We start from the raw sequence: 13,285 nt of genomic DNA, 5'->3' as shown, positions 1-13,285 counted from the left end.
ATTTACACTATGTCAATGTTTAAAAATTTTAGATTATCCATTTTATTCCTTGTATTACTGTCAGCAACAAACAGTTTAACTAACGCACAAACAACTGTAGTAGTAAATAGCGCAGTACCATTTTTAAGAATTATTCCAGATGCTAGAGGCAGTTCAATGGGTGATGTTGGTATAGCAACACCAGTAGATCCAAACGCAACATTCTACAACCCATCAAAATTAGCATTCTCAACAAAAAAAGTAGGTTTATCTATGTCATATGCACCTTGGTTACGTAGCCTTGGTATCACAGATATATACTTAGCACATATGGCTGCATACTACAAATTCACACAACATGATGCTGTAAACCTATCATTCAAATTCTTTAGTCTTGGTGATATACAATATACTAACGATATTGGCGAAGACATAGGAAGAGGCTCTCCAAGAGAACTAACTTTAGATGCTGGATATGTAAGAAGATTGGGCAACTTATTTTCACTAGGTGTTAATTTCAGATATATTTATTCTAATTTAGGTAGAGGTGCAACATTTAGCGACCCAGTAAAACCTGGACATGCATTTGGCGCAGATTTATCTGGTACTTTTAATAAAAACTTGGAAGTTGGTAAAAACAAAATGAAGTCTAATATTATGGCTGGTTTTAATATTTCTAATATGGGTACTAAAATTTCTTACTCAGACAATGCACCAACTAAAGATTTTATTCCAACAAACTTAGGCTTAGGTTTTGGCTTTAGAATAAGACCACACAAGCAACACGAAGTAGGTATTTATACTGACTTTAATAAACTAATGGTACCAACGCCAAAAGCTGGTGATGCAGATAGCAATGGTGTTTCTGATTTCAGAGAGCAATCATCATTAAAAGGTATGTTCTCATCATTCTTTGATGCACCGTTTAAAGAAGAACTAAAAGAATGGACTATGGGCATTGGTACAGAATATTGGTACGACCAGATGGTAGCAGCAAGATTTGGATATTTCTTAGAAGGAAAAGAAAAAGGAAACAGAAGATTTCTTGCAGTAGGTGTAGGTATAAAGTATAGCGTATTTGGCTTAGACTTTTCTTACTTAATACCAACAAATAGCCAAAGAAATCCATTAGACAATACTTTTAGATTTACATTGAAGTTTGATTTTGCTAAACAAGCAGACTTCTATAAAGAAGATATAATACGTGATAAAAATCCAGAGATAGATGAAACTGACAAAACAACTAAAAAGAAGTTGAAAGGCAAGTAATACAATACCATTAAGGTAAAATAGTTCTTTGAGTAAGTACCGTTTCGGCTTTAACGGTATGGAAAAGGATAACGAAGTGAAAGGTAGTGGAAACAGCTTAGATTTTGGTGCAAGGATTTATGATTCAAGATTAGGTAAATGGTTGAGTACAGACCCATTGCAAACAAAGTATCCCAATTTAACTCCATATAATTTTGTTGCTAACAATCCGATTCTATTTGTAGACCCAGATGGAAGAGTAATCGACTTGAATAGTTTATCTAAGGCAGATAAAGAAAATTATGATGCAGCAATTCAACTGCTTTCAGCAAGTAAGTTATTTAAAATAATTTATAACAGATTAGTTCAATCAAATACTGTTTACACAGTTAAAGCTGGTGCTGGACATGGTGGCTCCGGTTCTTACAATGACGAAACAAAAGAGATTTTTTCAATAGATGATATAGAAACACTTGCACAGGAGATGTTTCACGCATACCAAAGTGATTTAGGTGTTTACACACCAGAAGATTTATCAGTAAGAGAAACAGAAGGAGATTTAATGAGTTCAAATATTGTATATTCAATAGGTAATATTCCAACTACTCTTTACAGTTGGGATGTCAATGAAATTGTAACTACATATCCAGATGGGTTTGACAAAAATGTATTAACAGAAAAATTTGATAAAGATTTTACAGAAGCAGTTAATACAAGGATTGATTATTATAGAAAAATAGAAGAAAAAACAGGTACAAAAGAATTACCTAGTTATACACAGGATAATTCTGGTACAGTAGCAAGAGCCATAAAAAAAGTTGTAATAGAATCTATAGCTAATGATGAAAATCTTCAAGGTCCGAGGCTTGATAATGGTGATTATTATTCTGAATAAATTTTAATAATATGAAAATTAAAATTTTAACATTATGTATTGTATTTGCTTTAAATCTTACATCTGATGCTAAACAAAGTATAAACTATTCTAATTGTAGAGTATTGAAATCAACAGATGAGTTTATTAAAGTATTAGATAGTATAGTGACAGCAAAATATTATATTGATAGTACAGATTTTATAGATATTGGGTTTAACATAAAGATTGATTCTACTGGTGAAATTCAGAGTGTACATATAGTGAATAGCAAGAATTTAACTGAAAGTTGTATGAGTATATATCAAATATGCAATGCGATTGAAAATAAATTTTCACTACCATTTATGTATATGAAATTTAAAGACAAATTAAAAAATTATGCTTATTTCAGTATTTTATTTAAAAACAATCTAAATAAGAAGTGTAACAAAAACAAGTAACTTTTACCTAACAATGTCTAAGAAGTGTCTACTATAAAAGGTTTCGCTTATTGGCTGGTATCCATACCTGCCAATAAATTTAGTTGGCTTTCATCTATTGGCTGGTATCCTTACCTGCCAATAAATTTAGTTGGCTTAGGCTTGTTTTAGGGGTTTTTACACAGCTAATTTTTGCTGTAGGTCAGTTTTAAGTAAGTAAGCATTAATCAGCAACCTCTACAGCTTTTATGTTATAAAGTGTTCGGTTATCCGTACATAAATAAAAATCAATAAGTTAAGTAATCTACTTTGAAATCTCTCAGCAACCTCTACAGCTTTTATGCTATAAAACGTTAGTTTTTCATACAAAAAATAAATATTAAAAACAACTAATAAAAAAGCCACGCCCTGCTTAAGAGCAATAATATTTGCATTTAAGATAATACAAATGTATATTTGATATGAGAAAGATTTTATTTTGAAAATGGCGATGACTGAATTGCAATAAAATATAGATTGTAGTTTGTTGGTAAAAAACAACAAAGGCAGAGACTGGTATGAGTTAAATAAAAGTAGATGGCGTTTTATAACAAATAAATAAGTATAAAATATGTATTTAAAAAAACTTAGTCAAAAATTTTGACACACTAAATTATTTTATTATTTTATAGTAAAATCTATTATATCAATATAAATTTAAATATTACAATTATGAAAAAAACAATTAAAAATTTAGCATTATTTATTTTATCTATCTTCATTATCTCGTGCGGAAAAGATGAAGACAGTAGTGAGAACAACAATTGCGTAGATGAATATGTATCAAAAATAATTATAGAAAATGAAGTTGAGTTTGATATTAGATACAATGGAGACAAAGTGAGTAAATTAGTTTATTTTGAAGGCAGTGATTCTTTAGAAATAAAAATTAACTATGATGCAAACAATAATATAATTTCTATTTATGATGATTTCGACGAATATATAGATACATTTATTTATAATTCTTCCAATCAAATTATACAGTCATTTAGGTATGACATAACTGATGGTATTAAAAAATTTGAATCTAAATATACATATACATATAACAACGAAGGGAAATTGATTTCTGAAAGAGATTCTACGCAAAACATTTATATTTTACCAATTAATCAATACTATATTTCAAAATTTGATTATACCTATAATTCAGCAGGAGATCATTATACTACAAAAGAAGTAGCACAATATTTAGAAGATGGTGTTTATGAGTCATGGTATACAGACTATGACACAACATTTTATACTAATATCAATAATCCAATAAAATCAGATGCATCTATAAGTAATTTAATAGATGTTTGTAGATTATTATTTTTTGGAGAACAATTAGATTATAGTAAATTAATTTCTAAAATAAGAACAAGAACAGACCCAGATCCTTATAATGATGGTGTAAAAGAATATACGTATGAGTATACTTTTTATTCAAATGGAAAACTTAAAAAATATTATAAAAATGAAGATATAACAGATGCTATTGAATTTATTTATGGTTGTAAATAATCATAAATAAATTATTTAAAAGCAGCTTCATATTTTTATTTTTTATCTAGTTTCTCCAGCTTGTTCAAGTATCACTTCGCACCTTGACAGATATTATAGCGTAGCGTCACTTGCAAAAAAACAAACAAATGCATGCCCAGCAGCCTTTACAACTTTTATATTATAAAGTGTTCGGTTTTTTATATTAAAAAATACAAAAAATAAATATTAATTTAGATGAATGAATTTTCAACTTACACCGTTTGTGAAATACTACCTAAATTTCTGAAAATCTTGTATCGTTAAGTAGTTTTGTATCTGTTAATGTTTTTAAGAATGAAATGATTTTATTCTTTTCTGCATCTGTTAATGGAATTCCAAGCGTTGTGTTGCTTTGTAAAATTGCATCTAATGTTGTTGTTGTATTTACAACACCAGCAGAATAATGATTTAGAACCTCATCTAGTGTTGTAAATCTACCATCATGCATGTAAGGCGAAGTTTTTTCGATATTGCGTAAGCTAGGTACTTTAAATTTAAAACTATCTGTATCAATTACTGAAACTCTATATCTACCTAGATCTGGAGTTGTTTCTAAACCATTATTCCTAAAGCTAAAGTCAGTAAATAAAATTCCTGAATGACAGTCAGCACATTTTTGGTTAAACAACTGTAGACCTTCAGCTTCATCAGCAGTTAATGCAACTTTTCCTGCAAGATAATCATCGTATTTTGATTGATTGGAAACGATAGAAACTAAAAAAATTGATAGTGCTTGATTGAAACGAACTGGAGTAATTTCTGATGTACCAAATACATTTTTAAATAAAGATAAATAGTTGTTATCTGTTTTTAGTTTTTCTATAATATTAGGAATAGTTTCATCCATTTCCACTGGATTCTGAATTGGATTAACGTGGAAAAAGTCTAAATCTCCTACGCCTCCATCCCAGAAAAATGAAGATTGCCATGCCATATTAAATAAAGCTGGAGAATTTCTTGTTCCTAATTTATTTTCAATTCCATGGCTAATACGATGACCTGCATGTGCAAAAAATGCAGCTTGCTGGTGACAGCTACCACAAGATATAGTATTGTCTCTCGATAAACGAGTATCATAAAACAACTTTCTTCCTAATTCTCTTTTCTCATTAGAATAAGGATTTTCATTAAAATTATATAATACTGATGGAAAATTTGATGGAGCAACAAATCCTTCATCAACTATAGTAATGTTAGCTTCTTTATTTGTACATTGTATTAGTAATAATATCAAAAAGCTATAATAAATCTTTTTCATACATTCTTATTTTGGTAATATTAAATAAGGCATACACTTAGTGATAATGCAATTAATTTAGCATTCGCCAAGTGTATGCATCTATTATTTTTATTCTGCTTCAATATGGTCAATAGTGAACATATTTTTATAATTTTCTGCAATAATTGGCGCATTTGCACCACCCATTACTACTGGCATTGTTGGTACACTAATATTTGTAGAGCCGTTCACAATTTTTAGTACATCTACATATGTATGAATATTCATTCTATTGCTTGCACCAAAGCTAATTGTATTTTGGAATGGCAAGGTTACAGTTTTTAAGTTATTAATTGTTGCAGAACTGTAGCCACCAAAACCTCCGATGTGGTATATAAAATTTGAATCTGTAGCTTTTGAGTATTTGCCTTCTAACTTTAGAAATATGTACCCAGAGTTCCATGTCCAATACATATCTGCGTTTGTTGTAACATCTAATACGCCTGTTCTTTCTGATTGTGGTGCAGTAGATTTTAATGAATCAACACCAATCATAAAAGTTACAGCGGTATATTTTCCAGCAGGAATATTAGAAAACTCTACAGTTTGCGAGGTTTCACTGGCTTCATCAATAAGAAAATAGCATGAATCTTTTGGTACAATATAGGTACTACCATCTTCTTTCGTAAAAACAAAATTGCTTAGATAATATTTGAATAAAGAGAAATTCATAGAATCATTGTTTGCATTTTTGTACCAAGAAGTATTTAATCTAAAATCTACCAAACCAGCACGATTATCAAATACCATGCTTACGGTACCTGTACCTTCTGTAGTTGTATCATTTTTTTTGCAAGATGAAATAATAGTAGTTATTGCTAATGTTATAATTGCTAAATATATTTTTTTCATTTTTTTGTATTTAATAAGTTTTGAGAAATTAAAAATAGTACTATACCATCAGTCGTAGAATTAACAACTCCACATACAACCTAATATATATACTATTTTTTATCATAAATTAATTCGACAATATAAATATACGCTTGAAAACTGCATATCTATATTTATTTTGACTTTGACAATTATCTACATCGTATGAAAAATTACAGTTTGTGTAGCAGAATTTCCATTGTGATCTTCGCCAGTAACTATCAGCTCCATATTTGTTGCTACATCTGGCGATTTGAATTTCTGACTATATGACACATTTCCATGTGTGTGTGCTTCAGCTTCAAAAATAACTGTGCTGTCTACTGTATTTATAACTTGCAAATCGTAGCCATGCATATCTGCATCTGTTGCAGTAAATGTTATTAGTATTGAATCGCCAATACCAAACATACTACCTGATGTAGGTGCAGTAATTGTTACAATTGGGTTTACTGTGTCACTTTCTTTTTTGCACGATGCGATAATTGATAATATCATTATGCTTAAAATTATTCTTTTCATTTTTTATTTCTTTTAATTAAGTATTTAAAATAGATATTGGTTAAAGTTTTTTGTTGCATTAGTTTATTTGAAGTATTTTGCATAATTGGTTGTTGTATCATACAACCCAAATGGTAGTTATTTTTCTTCCATTCTACACCTACTTGCATGCTCCATAGCCACAAACCAGATTTACTTTGAATGATATTGTTGTTTAAATTTTTAGATGCAATATCTACTCTTGTACTCATAGCTGGTGTTATATTACTCTTTTTGATATAGAAGATATAATTTACTAAAAATTGATAAGCATAATTATTTCCATACTTAAACTTATCTTGGTTGTAGGTGTTTATTTTCGTTTGTGCTTGCTGTACTATATTCCAATTTTTTATACTAATAAGATACAATGCATTGAACAGAAAATCTACACTCTGCGAGCCAAAATTTATATTTTGCAATATATCATAATTTGAGTTTAGTTTTTTTCCAGTTGGCAATTCTATACCTAATCCAAGATTTAGTTTTTGGTATATCTTTTTTGCATTTGTTTTTTGCTTTTGCCAAACTGTAATATTACTTAGTAGCTGAATATCGCCAAGTGCTATTTTCTTTTCTGAAAATGATGTGTTGTTTTCAAAATAATTATTCTTTAACCAAATTAATGGAAGATTGATGCGCATATCTACCCACGATTTTGGTGCATAACTACCTTGTAATAAATTGGTCATCATATGACTATTTTGCACACTACTTTCTACATCTTTAAATTCAAATTTCTTATACATCATAGAAGCTGAAATAAAAGATTGCATTTCTGTTCCGACAACATCTACATTAGATAAATTGGAAGAACTGCCACAGAAATCGCAGGCATAAGTGTACTGTACAGCAGACAACAGTACGATAAATAAATACTTCATTTTATTTTTGTTGATGGATAAAATATTACATTACATAATAAAAAATTATGTAGTTCAAATTTATTAGTAAAACTTAGGCTTGTGGTGGATGTAATATTTTTGCAGACATACCAACAATGGTTTCTGTGGTATAATTAAAGTATAACTGTGTTGTATTATTTGCAATTATTTTTTTTACAACTGTTATTTCTGATGTATTAAAAAACACTTCTACTTCTTTCCATTTAAAATTTAAGTCTTTGTTATTTTGTTCTTCTTGTTTTGCAATTGTCTTGTTGATGTAGCACTGTCCGTTGCATTTTTTTTCTGGTGCATTTATATTTTCGCAAAAGTTTTTAGTAAAGAAATCTTTATTGAGTTGATAGACAGACAATAGAATAATTTGCTGAAAACTTGCTGTCAACACAAGTAATATCAATAATATGATACTTATTTTTTTCAATATCCAAATTTAAGCATTTGCAATTTCACATAGTATGATTTACATCATAAAAATTAGATTATTCTTTCTATAAAACTTCTAATTTGGTTGTTTCAATTTTGGTTTCAGATACATCCATTATTTATTAAATAAAAACTTCAATATTCAGATATAGAAAATGAATATTAATTTATGTAAATGAAAGATGAGAGCGAGTTGATAAATATTCAGAATTTGACAATAAAAATTAACAACCATAAAACGATAAAAAGATTAACTTTAGATATAAATACAACAAGATGAGTGCAACAATAGATGCTATTAGAGAAAAACTACATCATTACATAGAAGCAATAGAAGATAAAAAAGTAGAAGCTATTTATACTTTGTTTGAAGAAGAAATAATAAATATTGAACAATACAATAAAGAAATAGAAGATGCAGAAAAAGAAATAGATGCGGGAAATTATTATACACATGAGCAAATATTATCAGAAATAAAAAACTGGAAAAAGAATGCAGTATGATAAAAATAATTTGGGCAAAGAGAGCAAAAGACGGATTGCAAAAAATATATGAATATATAGAAGAAGACTCACCACAAAATGCAGAAACAATAATCAATAAAATAGTAGAAAAAGTAACAGCACTTAAAGAACAAGCAGAACGATATAAATTAGACGAATACAAAAAGAATAACAATGGGAATTATCGTGCATTTGAACATAAGAAAATAAGAATATCATACAAAATAAGAGAAAAACAGATAGACATAGTACGAGTACGACACACCAAGAAAAAACCTTCAAAATATTAACTGATAATGATACAAATAGACTTCCAAACGGAAGTTTTTTTTACATAATAAATTTACTCAAATACTAAAAATAAATATTAATTTAGGTAGATGAAAAGCCACAACAATAGAAAAATATTATTATTAATTATATTTAATATACTCGTAAATGATAATAGTAATAAGTTTAATTTTATATATAATAATAACTAGCTTATATATTAAAAGTAAATTCAATATTATTGATATAGAATTCGAAAATAGGTTAGATGTATTAAATGAAAGAAGAAAAATAATAAAAAAATTACAATAATAACTATTGTATACATGTTTGGACTTGTCTTTAAGGTTATTTATTAAAATTATGACAAACAGGTTTTATTACTAGTTCAAAAATAAGATGTAGCAATCATAATAGTATTTTTGTAGTAGAAAAATAGCATTAAAAAGATAGCCTATTCTTTCGGTAAAACTTCTAATTTGGTTGTTTCAATTTTAGTTTCAGATACATCCATTATCTTAAATTTGAATTTATCTATTTCGATAATTTCATTTTTTTCAGGAATAGTTTCGTGGTGTGCAATAATAAAACCAGACAATGTATCATATTCGCCTTCTGGTATATCTAAATTAAATTCTTTGTTGATATGACTAATTTCTAATCTTCCAGAAAGTATATATTCATTTTTTGATAATTGATTTTCTACAAATTCTGCTTTGTCGTGTTCGTCGTCAATTTCTCCAAATATTTCTTCTAATATATCTTCTAAGGTAATAACGCCAGCTGTGCCACCATATTCATCTACTACCCAAGCTATACTTTTTTGTTCTTTTATCATATCGTTCAGTAGCTTTTGGATGTGCATTGTCATCGTTACTACTTTTATTGGCATCAGTATAGAACGAATATCATTTGATCTTTTGTGCAAATCAAAATGATGCACATAACCCACAATTTTATCTATATTATCATCATACACTAATATGCGTGAATGGTTGGTGCTAATAATGAGTTTCTTTAAATCATCAATGGTATCGTGTACATCTATGGCAGTAATTTCTCTACGTGGCACCATGCAATCTCTCACTTTTAGATTTTTTAGGTCTAGTGCATTTTCGAAAAAAACTTTATCTACTTCTTCATCTTCATGGTTGGATAATGTATGTTCTTTGATAAACTTCTCTAAATCTATATTTGTAAATTCTATACTTTTTTCTGTTACTGCTACACCAAATATTTTTAATATAAACTTAGATATTAAATTAATTAAAAACACACCAGGCAATAAAACCCAATAAATCAACTTAAATGGAAATGCTAATATTGGTAATAAATCATCAGCAAATACTTTGAACATTACCTTGGGTAAGTACTCTCCTATTAACAATACTAAAGTGGTAGAAACAATTGTTTGTATAAGTAATACAACGAATGGTGCGCTTATGTAATTTGCCAACACTGGCTCTAACATATTGGCAAATAAAATACCAAACGCAATTAAGACAACATTGTTGCCCAATAGTACTGTAATAATAAACTTCGATGGATTTTTGACAAAATCATTGATGATTTTTCCGCTAAATGTACCACGCTGATAACTTAGTTCTATTTTTAATTTGTTGGCAGAAAGAAACGCAATCTCCATTCCAGAAAAGAATGCAGAAAACATTAGCAATATAATTAAATAGACTACTTCCATTGTGTATAATTATACAAATATAGGAAATTTTTTATCTGAAATTATCATCTTTATTGTAGGCTACAACGCCTGTAACTTTTTTTATACTATATTGGCTAAAATCTTCCTTGGCTGTCATGCCTATGCCATAAATAACATCATGCACTGTTTTTATTATAATTTTATTTTTAGCATATATTGTTTTCGCATTAATGTTCCATTCCATCTCATCAGTTATCAAATTCTCATGTCTGTTGTTGTACATATCTACATTGCCACTTACAATAATAATTCCTTTGCTATCATCAAATACTGCTGAGTCTGAAGTTAATATTGCACTAAGTACTCCTTGCTCATAAAACTTTACTTCTATACCTTCAGGAAATTCCAATTTATTTTGATTTTTTATATACCTATGAATTGTCTTTCCAAATACTTCTACTTTCAGTGCTTCGTTTTCTTTGTAGCTTAATATAATGCTGTCTGCCTTTTCTATACCTACTTCTTGTTCGTTAATCAAGGCATTAATTTTTGCCATATCATTTTCCTGACAAGCGATAAGAAAGCTAAAGCAAAGTATGTATAGTATATATTTCAATGATACAAAGATAATAATATGACTAATTATCTAACATAATAAATAAAAAAAGGTGGATATTGCTATCCACCTAAAAAATAATTCACAAGTAAAAACTTTATTATTTTACTTCTTCGTATTCAGCATCAGTTACATTGTCTCCTGCGCTTCCACTTTGGTTGTTTTGTTGCTCTTGTCCTTGTTCTGGTCCACCTGCTTGTTGAGTTGCATTGTACAAGTCTTGTGATGCTGCACTCCATGCATTATTTAGTTCTGCTAAAGCGCCATCTATTGTTGCAACATCTTGTGCTTGGTGTGCTGCTTTTAGTTTTCCTAATGCATCTTCGATAGTTTGTTTTTTATCTGCTTGTAATTTTTCGCCAAACTCTTTTAGTTGTTTTTCAGTTTGGAAAATTAAGCCATCAGCTTCGTTCAATTTATCTACTTTTTCACGTGCTTCTCTATCTGCTGCTTCATTAGCTTTTGCCTCAGCTTTCATTTTTTCAATTTCTTCTTTGCTCAAGCCTGATGATGCTGTAATTCTAATATTTTGTTCTTTTCCTGTACCTTTATCTTTTGCTGTTACGCTTAAGATTCCATTTGCATCAATATCAAAAGTAACTTCTACTTGTGGCACACCACGTGGTGCTGGTGGAATTCCATCTAAGTGGAATCTACCTATAGATTTGTTGTATTTAGCCATTGGTCTTTCGCCTTGCAATACATTCAACTCTACTGATGGTTGATTGTCTGATGCTGTTGAGAATGTTTCAGATTTCTTAGTTGGTATTGTTGTATTTGCTTCAATTAGTTTTGTAAATACGCCACCATAAGTTTCGATACCTAAAGAAAGTGGTGTTACATCTAATAATAATACATCTTTTACATCACCTGTCAATACGCCACCTTGTATTGCTGCACCTACTGCTACAACTTCGTCTGGATTTACGCCTTTTGATGGTTTTTTCCCAAAGAATTTTTCAACTACTTCTTGTATTTTTGGCATTCTGGTAGAACCACCAACTAAAATTACTTCATCAATTTGAGTTTGCTAAGTCCTGCATCTTTTAATGCTTTACGACATGGCTCTAATGTTCTTTCTACTAATTGCTCTGTAAGTTGATCGAATTTTGCTCTTGATAATTTTTTCACTAAGTGTTTTGGTACACCATCAGCTGCTGTGATATATGGCAAATTGATTTCAGTTTCTGAAGCTGATGATAATTCAATTTTTGCTTTTTCAGCTGCTTCTTTCAAACGTTGTAACGCCATTGGATCTTTTCTTAAATCAACTCTTTCTTCATTTTGAAATTCTGTTGCTAACCAATTGATGATTTCTTGGTCAAAATCATCGCCACCTAAGTGTACATCGCCATTGGTAGATTTTACTTCAAATACACCATCGCCTAATTCTAGTACAGACACGTCAAAAGTACCTCCACCTAAGTCGTACACTGCAATTTTCATGTCTTTTCCGCCTTTGTCTAATCCGTAAGCTAATGCAGCTGCTGTTGGCTCATTGATGATTCTTTTCACATCTAATCCTGCGATTAATCCTGCTTCTTTGGTTGCTTGTCTTTCTGCATCATTAAAATATGCTGGCACAGTAATTACAGCTTCTGTTACTGTTTGACCTAAATAGTCTTCTGCCATTTTTTTACATTTCTGTAAAATGATAGCTGAAATTTCTTGAGGTGAATACAATCTGTCATAAATTTTTACACGCACTGTATCATTATCACCACGCTCAACATCGTACGCTACATAATCTTTTTCTTTTGTGATTTCAGAGAATTTTTTACCCATAAATCTTTTAATAGAAGCTACCGTATTTTTTGGATTGGTAATGGCTTGTCTTTTAGCTGGGTCGCCAACTTTTCTTTCTCCATTTTCTAAAAATCCTACAATCGATGGTAGTGTTCTTCTTCCTTCTTCAGTAGTAATTACTACTGGCTCATTGCCTTCCATTACTGCAACGCATGAGTTTGTTGTTCCTAAGTCTATTCCTATTATTTTTCCCATATTATTAATTTTTTTTATTTTACTATCATATAATCAATACTTATGCCAATGGAATATTTATGACATTTTGTCAATACATATACAAAATATAATGAAATATAAATAGTTAATCAGCCTAAGAA

Annotated in this window: 13 protein-coding genes and 1 pseudogene; 6 read left to right on the top strand and 8 right to left on the bottom strand. The window is 29.5% G+C overall.

The window, feature by feature from the left end; genetic code table 11:
• The first annotated feature begins 15 nt into the window (after nt 1-15).
• The 4 genes from porV to IPK18_09860 all read left to right on the top strand — a co-directional run bounded on the left by porV (nt 16) and on the right by IPK18_09860 (nt 4,071).
• Complete coding sequence (gene porV / locus IPK18_09875) at nt 16-1,248, top strand: type IX secretion system outer membrane channel protein PorV (GenBank protein QQR97185.1); 1,233 nt, start codon at nt 16-18, stop codon at nt 1,246-1,248.
• Between the two features lie 58 nt (nt 1,249-1,306).
• Nucleotides 1,307-2,122: a hypothetical protein gene (locus tag IPK18_09870; protein ID QQR97184.1), complete on the top strand. Its 816-nt coding sequence runs from the start codon at nt 1,307-1,309 to the stop codon at nt 2,120-2,122.
• Nucleotides 2,123-2,133: 11 nt separating this feature from the next.
• The gene (locus tag IPK18_09865; GenBank protein QQR97183.1) at nt 2,134-2,544 is read left to right on the top strand and encodes a hypothetical protein; all 411 of its coding nucleotides are present in this window, start codon (nt 2,134-2,136) and stop codon (nt 2,542-2,544) included.
• Nucleotides 2,545-3,234: 690 nt separating this feature from the next.
• Nucleotides 3,235-4,071, top strand: coding sequence for a hypothetical protein (locus IPK18_09860; protein QQR97182.1), 837 nt, complete (start codon nt 3,235-3,237; stop codon nt 4,069-4,071).
• A gap of 256 nt (nt 4,072-4,327) precedes the next feature.
• Here IPK18_09860 and IPK18_09855 read toward each other — a convergent pair whose 3' ends face one another.
• The 5 genes from IPK18_09855 to IPK18_09835 form a co-directional block, all read right to left on the bottom strand.
• On the bottom strand, nt 4,328-5,350 hold the full coding sequence (locus IPK18_09855) for a cytochrome-c peroxidase (GenBank protein ID QQR97181.1): 1,023 nt from the start codon (nt 5,348-5,350) through the stop codon (nt 4,328-4,330).
• Between the two features lie 90 nt (nt 5,351-5,440).
• The gene (locus tag IPK18_09850) at nt 5,441-6,223 is read right to left on the bottom strand and encodes a hypothetical protein (protein ID QQR97180.1); all 783 of its coding nucleotides are present in this window, start codon (nt 6,221-6,223) and stop codon (nt 5,441-5,443) included.
• Nucleotides 6,224-6,400: 177 nt separating this feature from the next.
• A complete protein-coding gene (locus tag IPK18_09845) occupies nt 6,401-6,766 on the bottom strand; it encodes a hypothetical protein (protein ID QQR97179.1) in 366 nt (121 codons plus the stop codon).
• Nucleotides 6,763-7,668, bottom strand: coding sequence for a hypothetical protein (locus IPK18_09840; GenBank protein QQR97178.1), 906 nt, complete (start codon nt 7,666-7,668; stop codon nt 6,763-6,765). Before IPK18_09840 ends, IPK18_09845 begins: the two co-directional genes overlap by 4 nt.
• Nucleotides 7,669-7,741: 73 nt before the next feature.
• Nucleotides 7,742-8,110, bottom strand: coding sequence for a hypothetical protein (locus IPK18_09835; protein ID QQR97177.1), 369 nt, complete (start codon nt 8,108-8,110; stop codon nt 7,742-7,744).
• 278 nt (nt 8,111-8,388) lie between these two features.
• Between IPK18_09835 and IPK18_09830 the strand changes: the two genes are divergently transcribed.
• Nucleotides 8,389-8,616: a hypothetical protein gene (locus tag IPK18_09830; GenBank protein QQR97176.1), complete on the top strand. Its 228-nt coding sequence runs from the start codon at nt 8,389-8,391 to the stop codon at nt 8,614-8,616.
• Nucleotides 8,613-8,906: a type II toxin-antitoxin system RelE/ParE family toxin gene (locus tag IPK18_09825; GenBank protein ID QQR97175.1), complete on the top strand. Its 294-nt coding sequence runs from the start codon at nt 8,613-8,615 to the stop codon at nt 8,904-8,906. The genes IPK18_09830 and IPK18_09825 overlap by 4 nt, the downstream gene beginning before the upstream one ends.
• Before the next feature lie 434 nt (nt 8,907-9,340).
• On the opposite strand, the gene IPK18_09820 is transcribed toward IPK18_09825, so the two are convergent.
• From IPK18_09820 to dnaK, 3 genes and pseudogenes are all read right to left on the bottom strand, one after another.
• A complete protein-coding gene (locus IPK18_09820; protein QQR97174.1) occupies nt 9,341-10,585 on the bottom strand; it encodes an HlyC/CorC family transporter in 1,245 nt (414 codons plus the stop codon).
• 31 nt (nt 10,586-10,616) lie between these two features.
• Nucleotides 10,617-11,162 carry an LPS export ABC transporter periplasmic protein LptC gene (lptC, locus tag IPK18_09815; protein ID QQR97173.1) on the bottom strand — a complete coding sequence of 182 codons (546 nt, stop codon included), beginning with the start codon at nt 11,160-11,162 and terminating at the stop codon, nt 10,617-10,619.
• A 100-nt stretch (nt 11,163-11,262) separates the two neighbouring features.
• Nucleotides 11,263-13,163 (bottom strand): annotated as a pseudogene (gene dnaK / locus IPK18_09810) (molecular chaperone DnaK).
• Between the last annotated feature and the right edge of the window lie 122 nt (nt 13,164-13,285).

This window comes from Sphingobacteriales bacterium (assembly GCA_016699615.1).
In the GTDB taxonomy this organism is placed as follows: Bacteria; Bacteroidota; Bacteroidia; order Chitinophagales; family JADIYW01; genus JADJSS01.
The sequence above is the reverse complement of the archived record's forward strand: the minus strand, read 5'-3'. Positions and strand labels throughout refer to the sequence as shown.

Excerpts from the sequence above, each read along its gene's own strand:
- porV (QQR97185.1), top strand. The coding sequence starts at position 16 with ATGTTTAAAAATTTTAGATTATCCATTTTATTCCTTGTATTACTGTCA.
- IPK18_09870 (QQR97184.1), top strand. The coding sequence starts at position 1,307 with ATGGAAAAGGATAACGAAGTGAAAGGTAGTGGAAACAGCTTAGATTTT.
- IPK18_09865 (QQR97183.1), top strand. The coding sequence starts at position 2,134 with ATGAAAATTAAAATTTTAACATTATGTATTGTATTTGCTTTAAATCTT.
- IPK18_09860 (QQR97182.1), top strand. The coding sequence starts at position 3,235 with ATGAAAAAAACAATTAAAAATTTAGCATTATTTATTTTATCTATCTTC.
- IPK18_09855 (QQR97181.1), bottom strand. The coding sequence starts at position 5,350 with ATGAAAAAGATTTATTATAGCTTTTTGATATTATTACTAATACAATGT.
- IPK18_09850 (QQR97180.1), bottom strand. The coding sequence starts at position 6,223 with ATGAAAAAAATATATTTAGCAATTATAACATTAGCAATAACTACTATT.
- IPK18_09845 (QQR97179.1), bottom strand. The coding sequence starts at position 6,766 with ATGAAAAGAATAATTTTAAGCATAATGATATTATCAATTATCGCATCG.
- IPK18_09840 (QQR97178.1), bottom strand. The coding sequence starts at position 7,668 with ATGAAGTATTTATTTATCGTACTGTTGTCTGCTGTACAGTACACTTAT.
- IPK18_09830 (QQR97176.1), top strand. The coding sequence starts at position 8,389 with ATGAGTGCAACAATAGATGCTATTAGAGAAAAACTACATCATTACATA.
- IPK18_09825 (QQR97175.1), top strand. The coding sequence starts at position 8,613 with ATGATAAAAATAATTTGGGCAAAGAGAGCAAAAGACGGATTGCAAAAA.
- IPK18_09820 (QQR97174.1), bottom strand. The coding sequence starts at position 10,585 with ATGGAAGTAGTCTATTTAATTATATTGCTAATGTTTTCTGCATTCTTT.